The organism is Halalkalibacter urbisdiaboli (assembly GCF_002156385.1).
In the GTDB taxonomy this organism is placed as follows: domain Bacteria; phylum Bacillota; class Bacilli; order Bacillales; family Bacillaceae_D; genus Halalkalibacter_A; species Halalkalibacter_A urbisdiaboli.
Genome location: NZ_MVJM01000003.1, coordinates 405,085 through 422,679, shown reverse-complemented (window position 1 = coordinate 422,679; position 17,595 = coordinate 405,085). Strand labels below are relative to the sequence as shown.

15 protein-coding genes are annotated in these 17,595 nt (G+C 39.9%); all 15 read right to left on the bottom strand.

Going from position 1 to position 17,595, the window contains the following annotated elements; genetic code table 11:
* Positions 1–15: 15 nt before the first annotated feature.
* Positions 16–678 (bottom strand): class I SAM-dependent methyltransferase, encoded by a 663-nt coding sequence (locus B1R93_RS16375; RefSeq protein WP_245308314.1) that lies wholly within the window; start codon positions 676–678, stop codon positions 16–18.
* 2 nt (positions 679–680) lie between these two features.
* Positions 681–1,313 (bottom strand): orotate phosphoribosyltransferase, encoded by a 633-nt coding sequence (gene pyrE, locus B1R93_RS16370; protein WP_088105032.1) that lies wholly within the window; start codon positions 1,311–1,313, stop codon positions 681–683.
* Positions 1,314–1,315: 2 nt separating this feature from the next.
* The gene (pyrF, locus tag B1R93_RS16365) at positions 1,316–2,023 is read right to left on the bottom strand and encodes an orotidine-5'-phosphate decarboxylase (protein ID WP_088105031.1); all 708 of its coding nucleotides are present in this window, start codon (positions 2,021–2,023) and stop codon (positions 1,316–1,318) included.
* Positions 2,020–2,934 carry a dihydroorotate dehydrogenase gene (locus B1R93_RS16360; protein ID WP_088105030.1) on the bottom strand — a complete coding sequence of 305 codons (915 nt, stop codon included), beginning with the start codon at positions 2,932–2,934 and terminating at the stop codon, positions 2,020–2,022. Before B1R93_RS16360 ends, pyrF begins: the two co-directional genes overlap by 4 nt.
* Positions 2,931–3,710: a dihydroorotate dehydrogenase electron transfer subunit gene (locus B1R93_RS16355; protein WP_088105029.1), complete on the bottom strand. Its 780-nt coding sequence runs from the start codon at positions 3,708–3,710 to the stop codon at positions 2,931–2,933. Before B1R93_RS16355 ends, B1R93_RS16360 begins: the two co-directional genes overlap by 4 nt.
* 14 nt (positions 3,711–3,724) lie before the next feature.
* Complete coding sequence (carB, locus tag B1R93_RS16350; RefSeq protein WP_088105028.1) at positions 3,725–6,916, bottom strand: carbamoyl-phosphate synthase large subunit; 3,192 nt, start codon at positions 6,914–6,916, stop codon at positions 3,725–3,727.
* A gap of 18 nt (positions 6,917–6,934) precedes the next feature.
* Positions 6,935–8,023: a carbamoyl phosphate synthase small subunit gene (locus B1R93_RS16345; protein WP_088105027.1), complete on the bottom strand. Its 1,089-nt coding sequence runs from the start codon at positions 8,021–8,023 to the stop codon at positions 6,935–6,937.
* Positions 8,020–9,303 (bottom strand): dihydroorotase, encoded by a 1,284-nt coding sequence (locus B1R93_RS16340; RefSeq protein WP_088105026.1) that lies wholly within the window; start codon positions 9,301–9,303, stop codon positions 8,020–8,022. The genes B1R93_RS16345 and B1R93_RS16340 overlap by 4 nt, the downstream gene beginning before the upstream one ends.
* Positions 9,304–9,322: 19 nt before the next feature.
* On the bottom strand, positions 9,323–10,228 hold the full coding sequence (locus B1R93_RS16335) for an aspartate carbamoyltransferase catalytic subunit (protein WP_088105025.1): 906 nt from the start codon (positions 10,226–10,228) through the stop codon (positions 9,323–9,325).
* Between the two features lie 187 nt (positions 10,229–10,415).
* Positions 10,416–11,717 (bottom strand): solute carrier family 23 protein, encoded by a 1,302-nt coding sequence (locus B1R93_RS16330; RefSeq protein WP_088105024.1) that lies wholly within the window; start codon positions 11,715–11,717, stop codon positions 10,416–10,418.
* Positions 11,718–11,772: 55 nt separating this feature from the next.
* Complete coding sequence (pyrR, locus tag B1R93_RS16325) at positions 11,773–12,321, bottom strand: bifunctional pyr operon transcriptional regulator/uracil phosphoribosyltransferase PyrR (RefSeq protein WP_088105662.1); 549 nt, start codon at positions 12,319–12,321, stop codon at positions 11,773–11,775.
* Between the two features lie 198 nt (positions 12,322–12,519).
* Positions 12,520–13,428, bottom strand: a complete 909-nt coding sequence (locus B1R93_RS16320; protein WP_088105023.1) for an RluA family pseudouridine synthase — start codon at positions 13,426–13,428, stop codon at positions 12,520–12,522.
* On the bottom strand, positions 13,415–13,894 hold the full coding sequence (lspA, locus tag B1R93_RS16315; RefSeq protein WP_088105022.1) for a signal peptidase II: 480 nt from the start codon (positions 13,892–13,894) through the stop codon (positions 13,415–13,417). Before lspA ends, B1R93_RS16320 begins: the two co-directional genes overlap by 14 nt.
* A 73-nt stretch (positions 13,895–13,967) precedes the next feature.
* A complete protein-coding gene (locus B1R93_RS16310; RefSeq protein ID WP_088105021.1) occupies positions 13,968–14,624 on the bottom strand; it encodes a TraR/DksA C4-type zinc finger protein in 657 nt (218 codons plus the stop codon).
* Positions 14,625–14,792: 168 nt separating this feature from the next.
* A complete protein-coding gene (ileS, locus tag B1R93_RS16305; protein ID WP_088105020.1) occupies positions 14,793–17,552 on the bottom strand; it encodes an isoleucine--tRNA ligase in 2,760 nt (919 codons plus the stop codon).
* Between the last annotated feature and the right edge of the window lie 43 nt (positions 17,553–17,595).

Here is a 17,595-nt window from a genome sequence, read left to right as displayed (position 1 = left end):
TAAGCTCGGATTTTTTTACTTTCTTGCAACAGTAATTAGCGCTAAGTCGTCCAAAACAGCTTTATGTTCAACATTAGCTGCCCCTACCTTTATAAGTAAATCCGAAAAAGACTGTTTATCATAACGATGTCTCGTTGTTGAGATAGTAGACCAGCTTAATAATGCACGTTCCTCGAAACCGGTTATTTGATGTCTTTTTGCATAATCACTCGCTGCTTTAGGATTCATTTTCGGTGTAGGATTAAGCATACAAATGACTCCGTTTACACGGGTGACACGAAACAATTCTCTAAGGCCACGTTCAGGCTCAGGAAGCAAAAACATCACACATGTTGACATGCTGCTATCAAACGATTCATCATCAAATGGTAAGCCATATGCATCCGCTACAGCAACGTTAGTTTTTATCCCCCCTGCTTTTGCATCTAACAGTGAAGTTGTTGCTTTGACCATTTCTTTTGAAAGGTCGACACCTGTTAAGCTTCTTGCCTCGTTTACACCGCGTGCAAGCAGTCTTCCTGTACCACAACCAACATCTAAAACATCTTTATTAAGCCAAGAACCAGACATTGCCTTTAACTCATCATGAACGTGAGAGAGCCATGGCGTTTGGGCCATGGCATCAAAAAATCCGACGAGGGAATCAAAGTCACTTGCTTCCATCTTCTTCATTGTCATATTTAAATCGTCATCCATGCTTCAGAAGTTGGATCTTTACGCCATTGAACAAGCTTCGTCCATTCTTCCTCAGTAATTCTCTCAAATTGTTTTGCTACATCTACTAATGTTGAATAATTAGTAAGAACTTCAGTCGTTAACTCAGCTTCTGCAAAATTGTTTGCTGCTTTCTCTAGTTCATATGTAAAAATAGCGACAACACCAACAACCTCAGCTCCAACAGCACGAACAGCTTCCGCAGATGTTATGACACTTCCTCCAGTTGAAATTAAATCTTCAACGATAACAACCTTCTGGCCTTTTTCAATCTTACCTTCTATTTGATTTTGCTTGCCATGGCCTTTAGCAGAGCCACGAATATAGGCCATCGGTAAATCAAGAATTTCACTCACCCATGCAGCATGAGGAATTCCCGCAGTTGCTGTTCCGGCAATCACATCAACATCTGAAAATTTTTCTTTAATTATTTGTGATAATCCTTGTGCAATGTCTCGACGAACCTCAGGATATGATAGTGTCATCCGATTATCACAATAAATTGGTGATTTAATACCTGATGTCCACGTAAAAGGCTCATTCGGACTTAGGCTAACTGCATTTATCGTTAATAGGTGTTTCGCAATTACTTCTTTCATACTTACCCCTCCCAGTCTGATTTCATTGATAAATATGTTTGTAGTGGATTATCCGATGATGTAATACTTCTTCCAACAACAATCCCCCAACTTCCAAGCTCACGGGCTTGAGCAGGAGTTACAACACGCTTTTGGTCACCCTTTTCATCATCGACATTACGGATTCCAGGAGTAACCGTTATAAAATCACGACCGCAACTCTCATGTATTAATGGTACCTCTTGAGCAGAACAAACAACACCATCAAGACCACTTTTCCTTGCTAATTGTGCATAAGAAGTCACGACTTCTGTTAATGGTTTTTCAATTAACAGTTGTTCTTGCATTGTTGCTTCATCAGTACTCGTAAGTTGTGTAACAGCAATTAGCTTGGGGCGAATGGCACCAGTCTTCGTTCCCGCTTCTAACCCTTCTCGAGCTGCTTCCATCATCTGCTTTCCACCTGCTGCATGAACATTGACAATATCAACACCCATCTCGGCAAGTACAGTCATCGAACGTTTAACTGTATTCGGGATGTCATGTAATTTTAAATCTAAGAAGATGTGATGACCTGCCGATTTTAACTCTTCAATTACTGGACGTCCTTCACGATAAAATAATTCCATTCCAACTTTTACATACAATGGTTGCCCTGAAAAAACGTCAAGGAATGCTTGACGTTTCTCACGACTCTCAATATCTAAAGCTATAATTAGCGGGTTATTCATGCCCTCCAGCTCCCTCCGATTAATTCACTAATATGGTCCACCTGCATTTCATCAAGCATTGCCGGAAGTTTCTCAATTAATGATGGACACACATAAGGGTCAACAAAATTTGCTGTTCCAACAGCTACTGCACTTGCACCAGCCAGAAAGAACTCTATAACATCTTCGACCGTTTGGACGCCACCCATACCAATAATCGGAATATCAACAACTTGACTTACTTGATGAATCATACGAATCGCAACAGGTTTAATAGCAGGTCCGGAAAGACCACCATAATGATTTGCTAAAATCGGTTTACGAGATTTCAAATCAATTCTCATGCCTAATAAAGTGTTAATCATTGATAAGCCATCAGCCCCTGCTTTTTCCACAGCTTTAGCCATGCCAACGATATCTGCAACATTTGGAGAAAGCTTTACATATACAGGGACGGAAGAGACTCGCTTTACTTCACGTGTTAAGTCAGCTGCCACTTCTGGAATCGTACCAAACGCTATTCCACCCTTTTTTACGTTAGGACATGAGATATTTAACTCTAACGCATGAACATTTTTCGCTTTTGAAATTTTTTCAGCAACTTCAATATAATCTTCTACTTCTGAACCAGCAACATTTGCGATAATCGGTACATCATATTTTTCTAACCATGCTAGCTCGTTACTAACAATCTTTTCAAGACCAGGATTTTGTAAGCCGATTGCATTTAGCATGCCCGCTTTTGTTTCCGCCACTCTTGGTGTCGGATTCCCATAACGAGGCTCAGCCGTAGCAGCTTTAATTGCAATTGCACCTAACTCACTTAAATCAAAAAACTCAGCATATTCTTTTCCAAAACCAAAACAGCCAGATGCGGGCATGATTGGGTTTTTCATTTTTAATCCGGGAAGTTCAATCGCTAAACGACTCATAAAACCACCTCCCCAATTTTAAACACTGGACCATCTGTACATACTTTACGATAGCTTGCCCCATCAGGATCATCCTCAAGATGGCATACACAGGCAAAGCATGCACCGATACCACAGCCCATTCTTTCCTCTAATGAAAGAAACGCACGCTTTTCTCGAAAACGGTCCGTTAAAGCTTTTAACATTGCATTTGGACCACAGGAGTATAACGTATCAAAAGATAATCCTTCTTGGGCAATTGCATCTGTAACGAATCCCTTAATTCCATGAGAGCCATCCACGGTCGTTACGAATGTATCGCCAAGTTCCTTAAACGCATCCTCATAGAAAACATCCTTCTTCGATTGAAACCCTAGCACATGGATAACCTTCACGCCACGCTTTTTCAATTGTTTAGAAAGGTAGTAGAGAGGAGGCACTCCAATTCCCCCACCTACTAATAACGCAACCTCTCCTGCTTTTGTTTCCTCAAGAGGAAAACCTTGCCCTAGTGGACCTAACACATCAATTTCCTGGTCCACTAAGCGTTTCGATAAACGTTTGGTTCCCTCACCTTCAGCACGGTATAGCATTGTGAGCTGACTTTCCTCAAGATTCACATCACAAATGCTAATTGGACGTCTTAACAAAAGATCATCATAGTCATCAACTTTAATATGAACAAATTGTCCAGGTGACGTCATGGCGTTAACCAGTTCGCCTTCACATCTCAATTCATAAATTCGATCAGCGATTTGACGCTGGCTTATAATTGTTAAGCGCCCTTTTTTATTCAACACGATTCCTCCTCTTACGATTGCATTGCTGGCATACTTTCTGATGAGAAAGTAATTAATTCAAGTACCGATAATAATGCTGCCGCTGTATCAATCGATGTTAAACATACAACGCCATTTTCAACAGACTCTCTTCGGATACGGAAGCCATCACGCGCAGGCTGTTTCCCTCTTGTTAAAGTGTTAATCACAAATTGAGCTTTTCCTTGACGAATAACATCTAGTAAATGTGGACTTTCATCACCAATTTTATTCACAACAGTTACTGGAATGTTCGCTTCTTGAATCATGCTTGCTGTTCCAGAAGTAGCTAAAATATCATAACCGATACGGTGGAAGCGCTCGACAAGACTCATCGCTTCGTCTTTGTCTTTATCCGCAATCGTAAATAACACTGCACCGTGTTTTGGAATGTTCATCCCTGCACCGATTAACCCTTTATAAAGTGCCTTTTCTAGCGTTTTGTCACGCCCCATTACTTCCCCAGTTGATTTCATTTCTGGTCCAAGTGTAATGTCCACACGACGTAATTTCGCAAAGGAGAACACTGGGACCTTAACAGATACAACATCAGCTTCTGGATGATAGCCTGTTTCATATCCTAATTCAGGTAATGTTTTTCCGAGCATTACCTTTGTTGCAAGGTTCGCCATTGGAACACCTGTAATTTTACTTAAAAATGGGACCGTTCTACTTGAACGTGGGTTAACTTCAAGTACATATACTTCATCTTGATGCCATACAAACTGAATGTTAAGAAGTCCTACAATGTTTAGACCTCTTGCAATTGCAATCGTACGGTCAACTAGCTTTTGCTTTAAATGCTCTGGTACGGTTTGTGGTGGGTAAACCGCAATCGAGTCACCAGAGTGGACACCAGCACGCTCAATATGCTCCATCATTCCTGGAATATATACATTCGTTCCGTCTGAAATTGCGTCAACTTCAAGCTCTTTCCCTGTTAAATAACGATCAATTAATACAGGGTGCTTCGGATTAATTTTCACGGCATTTGCCATGTAGTTTAATAGTTCTTCTTCTTTATAAACAATTTCCATCGCACGTCCACCAAGAACATATGAAGGACGAACAAGAACTGGATAACCAATTTCTGTTGCGATGGCTACTGCTTGTTCTACAGAAGTTGCAGTTTTTCCAAGTGGTTGTGGAATTTCAAGTGACATTAGGGTTTGCTCAAACTTGTCACGGTCTTCTGCACGGTCCATATCCTCAAGAGATGTTCCGATAATTTTCACACCACGTGCTTCTAAGTCAGCTGCTAAGTTAATCGCTGTTTGTCCACCAAACTGAACGATTACGCCTTCTGGTTGCTCATGATTGACAACATGCATAACATCTTCAATAGTTAATGGCTCAAAATAAAGTTTATCAGACGTACTAAAGTCCGTTGATACGGTTTCTGGGTTATTATTCATGATGATTGCTTCATAACCAGCTTCTTTAATTGCCCAAACCGTATGAACCGTTGCATAGTCAAACTCTATTCCTTGCCCGATACGGATTGGACCAGAACCAAGAACGAGAATACTTTTCTTATCCGTAATGATTGATTCAGTTTCATCCTCGTACGTTCCATAAAAATACGGAGTAGCAGATTCAAATTCTGCTGCACACGTATCAACCATTTTATAAACTGGCTTGATTTCATTATTCATACGTAGGTTATATATGTCGATTTCTTCTGTATTCCAGAATCCAGCAATAGCAGAATCTGAGAACCCACGGTCTTTTGCTTTTCTTAATACGTCTAAATCATTTGGTGCATCACGTAATTCTTTTTCAATTGCAATAATACGCTCTAGCTTTTGCAAAAAGAAACGGTCAATTTTCGTAGATTCGTTCATTTCTTGCACTGTAATACCACGGCGTAATAATTCAGAAAGTGCGAATAAACGTTGGTCATCTGGCTTCACGACTTTTGCTTGAAGCTCTTCCGTTGATAATGCCGAAACATCAGCATCATAGACATGGTCATAACCAGCCTCCAAAGAACGAACTGCTTTAAGTAGTGATTCTTCAGCATTACGTCCAATCGCCATTACTTCTCCCGTTGCTTTCATTTGTGTTCCAAGTGAACGGTTTGCCGCCTCGAATTTATCAAATGGCCAACGTGGAATTTTCGAAACTACATAGTCTAAAGCAGGCTCAAAACTTGCATATGTTGTTCCAGTAACTGGATTTTTCAACTCATCTAGACTATATCCGACCGCAATTTTCGCAGCGATTTTCGCAATTGGATACCCTGTTGCTTTAGACGCAAGTGCTGATGAACGACTTACACGTGGATTAACTTCAATAATATAATAATCGTTACTTTCAGCATCAAGGGCAAACTGGACATTACAACCTCCCTCGATTCCTAGGGCGCGAATAATTTTCAATGAAGAATTTCGAAGCATTTGATAGTCTCTATCTGTTAGCGTTTGACTCGGTGCAAAAACAATTGAATCACCCGTGTGAACGCCAACTGGGTCAAAGTTTTCCATGTTACAAACAACAATCGCTTGGTCTTTTCCGTCACGCATTACCTCATATTCAACTTCTTTAAAGCCTGCAATACTCTTTTCAACTAAACATTGTGTAACCGGGCTATACTTTAAGCCACTTGAGACGAATTCATAAAGCTCTTCATCATTATGAGCGATCCCCCCACCAGTTCCACCTAATGTATAAGCGGGACGAATAATTACTGGGTAACCAATCTCCTTAACAAAGTCTTGTGCTTCAGCTAATGTATGAACAATTTCACTTTCAGGAACTGGTTCATTTAGGCGATTCATTAAAGAACGGAATTTCTCACGGTCTTCAGCTTCTTTAATCGCATCTAACTTCGTTCCAAGTAACTCAATATTGTATAAGTCTAATATTCCAGACTCTTCAAGTTCCATTGCCATGTTTAAACCTGTTTGTCCACCTAAAGTTGCTAGAATACCATCTGGACGCTCTTGACGAATGATACGACTAACAAATTCAAGAGTAATTGGCTCAATGTAAACACGATCAGCCATCGTCGTATCGGTCATAATTGTCGCCGGATTGGAGTTAATTAAAATGACTTCATAGCCCTCTTCTTTTAATGCTTGACAAGCTTGTGTACCAGCATAGTCAAACTCCGCCGCTTGTCCAATGACAATTGGACCAGAACCAATTACGAGAATCTTATTTATATCAGTACGCTTTCCCATTTTTATTCGCTCCCATCATTATACCGTTACTTTTGATTTTACCTTTGCTTCCATCATTGCAATAAACTCATCAAATAAGTGGTTAGCATCATGTGGCCCCGGTGAAGCCTCAGGATGATACTGCACACTAAATGCAGGATAATCAAGGTGTCTAATTCCTTCAACTGTTCCATCGTTTACTGCTACATGCGTAACTTCTAAACGAGTGTCTTCTAATGAATCCTCGACAACTGTATAGCCGTGATTTTGTGCAGTAATATCAATCTTTCCAGTTGCAAGCTCACGGACAGGGTGGTTTGAACCACGGTGTCCGAAACGAAGTCGCTCTGTTTTCGCTCCACATGCAAGTGCTAATAATTGGTGTCCTAAGCAGATACCAAAAATCGGAACCTTACCAAGTAAATCTTGAATCATCTGAATCGCTTCTGGGACGTCCACAGGGTTACCAGGACCATTACTTAACATGATGCCATCAGCTCCAAGACGGATAATTTCTTCAGCTGGAGTATTGTAAGGCACGACAACAACATCACAATGACGTTCAATAAGCTCTTGTAAAATACCATGCTTCATCCCGAAGTCAACAAGTACGACTCGGTGACCTTTTCCAGGTGCATGATAAGGGTCTTTTGTTGAGACTTTTTCAACCTGATCTGTCATCCACGTTGATTCTTTTAGTTCTGATACGACTTCATCAACATTGACATCTAATGAACATATACGCCCTTTTATCGTACCGTGTTCACGGATTGAGCGTGTTAATTTACGTGTATCAATTCCAGCTAATCCTGGAATTCCTTTTGCCTCAAGCAAGCTATGAAGAGATTCTTCACAACGCCAATGACTCGGCTCCAACTCAACTTCCTTGACAATGAGTCCGTGAATCGCAGGTGAAATTGATTCAAAGTCATCACGATTAATTCCATAATTCCCGATTAACGGATACGTTAGCATGACGATTTGACCACAATAGGAAGGGTCAGACAAAATTTCTTGGTATCCAGTCATACCAGTATTAAAAACCACTTCTCCGCTCATCGCTACATCTGCCCCAAAGCCTTCCCCTACAAATACCGTACCATCTGCTAAAATTAGTTGTCGTTTCATTGAGTTACTCTTCCCTTCTCCCAAACTTTTTCTCCATTTACAAATGTGTAAATTGGCCAACCTTGGCATGTCCAACCATGAAATGGTGTATTTTTGCCTTTAGATAAAAATTCATCTTTATTAATGTCAGTCACTTCTTCAAGGTCTATCACCGTAATATCAGCTAACGCACCATCATTTAAAGTTCCATACTCAAGACCAAATGTTTTAGCTGGAATTACAGTCATCCAATCAAGAAGCTGTTTCAACGTGATTTTATTCGTTTTTACGAAGTTTGTATATAGTAAAGGAAAGGCCGTTTCTAAACCAACAATTCCTAATGGTGCCAATTCCATCGATTGTGACTTTTCTTCCTCTGTATGAGGTGCATGGTCTGTTGCAATAAAATCAAGTGTACCGTCTAGTAAGCCTTCAAATAGAGCTTCACGATCCTCTTTTGCACGTAAAGGAGGGTTCATTTTAAAATTTGTATCTAAACCTGGTATGTCTTCATCACATAGTAGTAAGTGGTGCGGTGACACTTCCGCTGTTACCTTTATACCCGCACGCTTTGCATCACGGATAACACGAACAGATTCCTTTGTACTTACATGACAAACATGATAATGGGCACCAGCTGCTTCTGCTAAAAGGACATCACGAGCTATGTGCACGGACTCAGCTGTAGAAGGAATACCTTTAATTCCAAACTTTTTAGAAAATTCTCCTTCATGAACAGCGCCACCGTGTGCAAGCGTGTTATCCTCTGTATGTGCAACGACTGCCATGTTAACTTTTGCGGCTTCTTTCATTGCTTCAAGCATCATTCCAGCTGATTGAACGCCCACCCCATCATCTGTAAAAGCAAACGCTCCCGCTTGTTTAAGGGCTTCAAAATCTGTTAATTCTTGTCCAAGCTGCCTCGTTGTAATCGATGCATAAGGCAATACGCGTACGTGAGCCGTTTCTTTAATCCTGTTTTGTAGCCACTCCATTTGCTCTTTTGAATCAGGAACCGGTCTCGTATTAGGCATTGGACAAATGGTCGTGTATCCACCTCTGGCCGCAGCTAATGTTCCAGTTTCAATTGTTTCTTTTTTCTCTCCACCAGGTTCACGAAGGTGTACGTGGACATCCACAAACCCAGGTGAAATTAATTTTCCTGAAACATCAATAACCTCTTGAACCTTATCTTCATTCGCGCTGTCATATGAAATTTTACCTTCTACTATAAACAAATCTTTTACTTGCATAGTACCTTCTTCTGTTAAAACATACCCACCTTGAAGTTTCGTTACCATTTTTATTCCTCCTTAATGATTAAGCCTGTAATGCCCGTTTTAAGACTGCCATCCTTACAGCAACACCATTAGTCATTTGTTTAAAAATCCGTGAACGACGACATTCTACTAACTCACTTGCGATTTCTACATCACGATTAACTGGAGCCGGGTGTAAAATAATCGCCCGTTCTTTCATCTGCTGCTCTCTTCCTATCGTCAAACCAAATTCTTGATGATAAGCCTCTTTTGTCCATGACATGACTCCATCATGACGTTCGTGCTGAATTCGTAATAGCATGAGAACATCAGCTTTTTCAACAGCTTCATCAATTGTAACGTATTGATATAATTTATCGTAACCATTCATCCAAACTTTCGGTCCCGTAATCATCACATTTGCACCAAGTCTAGTTAACACTTCTGCACTAGAACGAGCCACTCGGCTATGGTGGAGATCACCTGCAATCACTACATTTAAACCTGAGAATGATAGAAATTCTTGTTTAATCGTTAATAAATCTAAAAGGGACTGTGTCGGATGCTGACCACAACCATCACCTGCATTGATGATAGGTATTTGTAAGTTACTACTAATTGTTTCATAAAATCGTTCTTGAGGATGTCGTATAACAAGAGCATTTGCCCCAATAGCTTCTAACGTTTTAACCGTATCATACAAGGTTTCACCTTTTTGAACACTGGATGTTCCACCGTCAAAATTTAATACTTCTAATCCTAGTTTTTTCTCAGCAACTTCAAAGCTAAAGCGTGTACGCGTGCTAGGCTCAAAAAACAAATTCGCTACAAATACCTTTTTATTTGCTACCCACTCTTTTCCACTAGCGAACTCAACTGCCTCCTGAAGTAACTCTTCTACTTCAACCGTCGATAGCTCAGTTACCGTGTGTAACCCGTTTGCTCGATTTTGTAATGTATCCAACATTTTCAATCCCCCTCAAATAATGTTAAACAAGTCTATCCATTCAGGTTAGGGTAAAAATAAGCCCTGAGAGTCTCTCTCAGGGCATAAAGAAACGATGGCCTTTTTAAAAACAAGTCCAAGTTTCTCAAAGCCCCTTCGAAGTCTCTCTGTACCTCGTTAAAGGGTCCAATTATTTGGAAGTTACTTACTATTTGTTTTCCTCTGAAAACATTTCTTGCTTTCCATAGCTCTCTTCTTTACCAGGTAACACTAGGTGCAAGACAATTCCAGTAATGGTTGCTAACGCCATTCCTGCAATTTGAACAGTAGATGTTACTTGAATAAACGCTCCACCTATTCCAATTACTAATATTACGGAAGAAATAATCAAATTACGTTTTAAACCAATCTTTATTTCATTATCAATCAACATCCGTAAACCTGAGGAAGCGATAATACCGAATAAGAGAATCGATACCCCACCCATAACTGCCTCTGGAATCGTTGAAATTAAAGCCGAGATTTTTCCAACAAAGGCGAACATAATTGCAAGAACAGCTGCTCCACCTATCACAAACACACTAAACACTCGAGTGATAGCTAATACACCGATATTCTCGCCATACGTTGTATTCGGTGGACCTCCGATAATGGATGCAATCATCGTGGCAACACCATCTCCTAAAATCGAACGATGCAAGCCTGGTTTTTCAATGAAATTTTTACCTACAATTTTACTTAGCACCATTTGGTCCCCAATATGCTCCGCTATCGTTACAACTGCGACTGGAACCATGATAAAAGCAATAGTCCATGAAAACTGCGGGGTGTACGTAATAAATGGTACGAGTAAGTCTGGTGCTTTAAACCAAGCAGCATCGCGAACCGGGCTGTAGTCAACTAAACCTTGAAATAGTGCGAAAAGGTAACCACCGATAATTCCAAACAGAATAGGGACAAGTCCAAAAAATCCTTTCGCAAACATGGAGACAAGTACTGTAATCGCTAATGTCACAAGCGCAACCGTAAAGTGGGTTGTACTATATTCGTCTGTACCAGGAACATACATTGCCATATCTATAGCGACACTTGCTAAACCGAGCCCGATGACCATAATAACCGGTCCGACAACAATTGGAGGAAGGATATACATAATCCACCTTACCCCTATAAATTTCATCAATAAAGCAACAAGCCCGTACACAATCCCTGCTAAAAAGCTTCCAATCATTGCGCCTTCAGGTCCACCTAATGTCGAAGCTGCAATAATTGGTGCTATGAATGCAAAGGATGAGCCTAAATATGCAGGGATTTGACCTTTTGTAATTAGCAAGTATGCCAGTGTACCAAGTCCACTTGATAGTAAAGCGACTGCAGGGCTTAAATCTACCAAATATGGAACAAGTATCGTTGCTCCAAACATTGCAAATAAGTGTTGTAAACTAAGGACAATCCACTTATCCCAACGAGGTACTTCTCTAATTCCAATATCTTTTGATGTCTTTTCCATTGTCTAACCCCTTCTAACTCTTAACTTCAATTATTGAGTTCTGCTATTATGTTTCCTATTCATTGTCCTGAATATGTTTAATAATTACTTCATCCGTAGAATCAACTTCTTTTAGTTTTGCAACAATTTGCTCACTTTTTGAAGTTGGTACATTTTTCCCTACATAATCTGGGCGTATTGGTAACTCGCGATGTCCTCTATCAATAAGAACGGCAAGCTGAATTTGCTCAGGGCGTCCTAAATCAATTAGAGCATCGAGTGCGGCACGTACTGTCCGTCCAGTGAAAAGTACATCATCAACAAGAATAACTTTACGGTTGCTAATATCAACTGGTATATCAGTCCCTTGGAATATCGGACCCTCTGTTTTCGATTTTTCGCTTAAATCGTCGCGGTATAGTGTAATATCAACCTCACCAACCGCTATTTTCACACCTTCGATTTGCTCAATTCGCTCAGCAAGTCGTTCTGCTAAATAAATTCCTCTTGTTTTAATTCCAATTAAGACACAATTTTCGACACCTTTATTTCGCTCGATAATTTCATGAGCAATTCGTGTGGTTGCTCTTCTAATCGCTTGTTCGTCCATAATGCTTCGTGACATGGTAACACACCCCGCTCCATTTTCAACTTTTGACAAAAAAACCCTTCTGCCATGAAGACAGAAGGGTTGCGTGTTTAATATCACTATGAAGGGATTCATAGTGCCTAGGTCGCTTCCTTTCCAGCCTCACGGGACTGCGTTTAAAGGACTATTCATTTCTTATTTCAGTATGACAAAATTCGCGCACACTGTCAACGACTATTTTCTTAACTGATCTAGGAGAATTACCATATCTTCAGGTAATGGTGCCTCAAACTCCATAAATTCTCCTGTTCTAGGATGTTCAAATCCTAATACCGATGCATGCAATGCCTGGCCTTCAATATCAAGAGTTTTTTTCTTCGGACCATATTTTGGGTCACCAGCAAGCGGAAATCCAATATATTTCATATGAACTCTAATTTGATGTGTTCGACCTGTTTCGAGTTCACATTGAACATAAGTAAACTTGTCAAAGCATTCAATCACTGTAAAATGAGTAACTGCATCACGACTATTCTCTTCCGTAACGGTCATACTTTGACGATCTTTTTTATCGCGGCCAATTGGTGCATCAATCGTTCCATGCTGATGTGGAATAATCCCATGTACAATCGCTTTATATAACCGCTTTGTTGTTTTTGCTTTCAATTGTTCAACGAGTGATTCGTGCGCTTTATCATTCTTTGCTACCATTAAAAGGCCTGATGTATCCTTATCAATGCGATGAACGATCCCTGGTCTTATCACACCGTTAATTCCAGACAAGTCGTTACAATGGTACATCAAGGCATTTACAAGTGTTCCAGAGTAATGACCCGGTGCTGGGTGTACAACCATCCCTCTTGGTTTATTGACAACGACTACGTCTTCATCTTCATATACTATGTCTAACGGGATATTTTCTGCTTCCACCTCAAGAGGCTCTGGTTCTGGGATTGTGACAACAATAACGTCACCTTCTTCTACTTTATAATTACTCTTTGTTGCTTTTTGATTCACAACTACATGCCCTTCTTTAATCCATTGCTGGACCTGAGTTCGAGACCACTCTTCTAGCTGAGTCAATAATTTATCTATTCGTTCTTGTTTTTGCTCAGCACTTACTGTCCACTCATACGTTGTCATGCCCTGCTCTCCTTTTTGCAATATACTCATCTCTTATCATCTTCACAAACAGTAATCCTACACCTATACAGAGTGCTGAATCAGCAACATTAAAAATAGCAAAGTCATAACCGAAGATATACGTATCAACAAAATCAACCACTTCGCCACGGAATATTCGGTCAATAAAATTACCGATAGCGCCACCTAATAGTAGGCCTAAACAGATACCAAACCAACGACTCTTTTTTGCTTCTTTCTGTATGTAATAAATAATCGCCACAATAACAATTGTCGTAATAAAGTAAAAAAACCACATTTGTCCTTGTAAAATTCCAAATGCTGCACCTCTGTTACGGTGAGACGTAAAATAAAGAACATTTTCTATTATTGTTATACTTTCTCCTATTTCCATTGATTTTACAACCAGCCACTTTGTCCATTGATCAATGATAATGACCAAAAGCGCAATTAAGTAGTATACCAATGTCTTTCCTCCGATCTGTCCACTAATTTCCATACGTTATGAATTGTAGCATAAAATAGGGGGGATGTCCCCCCTACTTTCCATTCAAGTATTGGTCATAATGCACATTACGTTGAAAGTCAACATGATCTGCTCCAGTATAGCCTTCGATTCCTGTTGAAAGAAAACCTTCCAACTCCTCAACATAACCGATTAATTCCCCATTTTCATCGAGTGAGGAATCCTCAAAGACCATTGGAAGCTCGTTAAATTCAGCTACAGATTGATAAGCATCTTCTGCATCAAACTGTGTCTCATCACCCTCACCATCGAAATTGAATTTTCGGAAACCGTCCAAAACCTCTTCTTCAATCGGTCGATGCTGAGATAATTCTTGATTATGATACTCGACAAGTGTTCGAGCCGTCGGATATGCTTCAAGTCGTTCAAGCGGAATCGGTTTTCCCGAAACTTCGCATATTCCGTATGTGCCATTATCCAATTTCTCTAACGCATGTAGAATGTCCTCGTACTCATTTCGTAAATGTTCATTAATTGCAATATCTTTACCACGCTCGTAAAAGTCAGTTGCCGTATCAGCTGGATGGTTGTCGTATTGTGAAAGTTCACCTGTAGAGAACGATTCACTTCTTGCCAATTCCTTTTCTTCTCCATATTCGGAGATCGTTAATTGTTCAAGTGTTTCTTTTCTTGCTAAAAGTTCTTCTTTCTGCTTTTGAAATTGCTGCATTCGTCTCTCCCCCTTACAACGTCATATTTTAATCATGACGTTATTTATAGCATTTCCGAACTTCGAGACACTAGACGGAGCAACATTTGTTAAAAAATAAGACAACATAAAATGCTATTACTCAAAATAACAAGAACCATCACGAGCTGTGATGGTTCTTTCATTATCTTAATAATACGTCAATACAGTTTCTGCACATGAAGAACAAAGACCAGGATGCTCATCGTGTTGACCAACAGTTTGTGAAACAACCCAACAACGTTCACACGTTTCACCCTCTGCTTTTTCCACAACGATTGCTAAATTCTCGAACATTACTGCCTTTTCTGGAGCTTCATCCGCTTCACCAGCTAATTTTACAGCTGATACGATGAATAATTTCTCTAATTGTTCGATGCTGCTTAATAGCTGTCTTACTTCCCCACTAGCATAAAGGGTAATAGCAGCTGTTAACGATTTCCCGATAACCTTTTCATTTCTTGCTTGCTCTAATGCCTTTAGGACATCATCTCGTACAGTCATAAAGTGATTCCATTTTTCTTTTAATTCTGTTACTTCACCAAACGTTTGAACTTCTGGCATATCTGTTAATTGAACATTTTCTTCTTCAACACTAGGAATATGCTCCCAAACTTCATCAGCTGTATGGGAAAGAATTGGCGAAACTAGCTTGGTCATTGCAACAAGGACATCATACATGACGGTTTGAATCGCACGACGAGCTGGATGATTCGCATGCTCAATATAAAGCGTATCTTTCGCTAAATCCATATAGAACGAACTCAGTTCAATTGTAAAGAAATTGTGAATCGTATTGTATACAGTTGAAAATTGATACTGCTCATATGCCTGTTTTACTTTTTCAATTACATCTTGAAGCTTGACTAAAATAAATAAATCGACACCTTTTAAGTCTTCCACGTTTACGCGATTTTCTTTCGGATCAAAGTCATGTAAATTTCCAAGTAGGAATCGGAAGGTATTACGGATTTTTCGGTATGATTCTGAAACTTGTTTTAAAATTTTATCAGATACACGAACATCCGCTTGATAATCAACAGATGCAACCCATAACCTTAAAATGTCTGCACCTAGTTGTTTCATGACATCGTTTGGCACAACGACATTTCCAAGTGATTTACTCATTTTACGACCTTCACCATCAAGTACAAAACCGTGACTTAGAACACCTTTATATGGTGCTTTCCCCGTAACAGCAACACTTGTTGAGAGCGATGAATTAAACCATCCACGGTATTGGTCAGAGCCTTCTAAATAAAGATCGGCAGGACGCTGTAGGTCTTCTCTTTCTTCTAGTACAGCTTGGTGTGACGAGCCAGAATCAAACCATACGTCCATAATATCCATTTCACGTGTGAAAGTACCATTAGGACTGTGCTCTGATGAAAAGCCTTCTGGAAGTAATTGCTCTGTTTCCCACTCAAACCAAATATTTGAGCCATGCTGACGGAATAAATTAGACACATGATTAATCGTTTCATCTGTGATAATTGGTTCACCGTTTTCACCATAGAACACCGGGATTGGAACACCCCAAGCTCTTTGTCTAGAAATACACCAATCTCCTCGATCTCGAACCATATTAAATAATCTTGTTTCTCCCCATGTTGGAATCCATTCAACATCTTGAATTGCTTGAAGTAATTCTGAACGGAAGTTTTCAATTGATGCAAACCACTGCGCTGTTGCTCGATAAATAACTGGTTTTTTTGTTCTCCAATCATGAGCATAGGAGTGTGTAATAAACGTTAATTTCAACAAAGCCCCTAGTTCATCAAGTTTTTCTGTAATTGGTTTATTTGCTTCATCGTAAAATAACCCTTCAAATCCAGGTGCTTCATCTGTCATCATCCCTTTATCATCTACCGGACAAAGAACATCTAACCCATATTTTTGGCCAACAATGTAATCCTCTTCCCCGTGACCTGGTGCAGTATGAACACAACCAGTCCCCGCATCAAGTGTCACGTGTTCTCCACAAATAACAAGAGAGTCACGCTCATAAAAAGGGTGCTTTGCAACAACGTACTCTAGTTCAGACCCTTTAATTGTTTTTAAAACTTCATGGCCTTCCCATTCAAATTCTGAAATCAACGTTTCCAGTAATCCAGAAGCAACGATGTATTTGTTGTTGTTTACAGAAACAACACTATATTCAAGATCAGGGTGAACAGAAATTCCAAGGTTGGCAGGAATCGTCCATGGCGTTGTCGTCCAAATGACAATTTTTTCGTCACCATCAAGTACAGATTTACCATCCTTTACATCAAAGGCTACATAAATCGATGGTGAGCGTTTATCATGATATTCGATCTCAGCCTCTGCTAAAGCAGATTCAGAAGAAGGCGACCAGTAAACAGGCTTTTTCCCCTTATAGATATAGCCTTTCTTTGCCATATCGCCAAACACTTTGATTTGCTGCGCTTCATATTCTTTATCTAACGTGATGTATGGGTTCCACCAGTCTCCACGTACACCTAAACGTAAAAACTGCTCACGTTGACGGTCGACTTGCTCAAGGGCATATTGCTCACATAACTTTCTGAAATCAGCTACACTCATCGCTTTACGATTTACTTTACCACTTTTCGTTAAAGCCGTCTCAATTGGTAAACCGTGTGTATCCCATCCTGGTACATAAGGAGCTTGATAACCAGACATTGACTTATAACGAACGATAAAATCCTTCAAGACTTTATTAAGTGCATGCCCCATGTGAATGTCGCCATTTGCATAAGGCGGGCCATCATGTAAAACAAAAAGCGGTCGCCTCTCTGTGCGTTTTTGTACTTTCTTATAAATATCCATCTCTTCCCATTTTTGTTGGCGCTCAGGTTCACGATTAGGTAAATTACCTCGCATTGGAAATTCTGTTTTCGGCATCAATAGCGTTTCTTTGTAATCCATTCTCTTTTCCTCCATTCTTTCATGACAGTCCAAACACACAAAA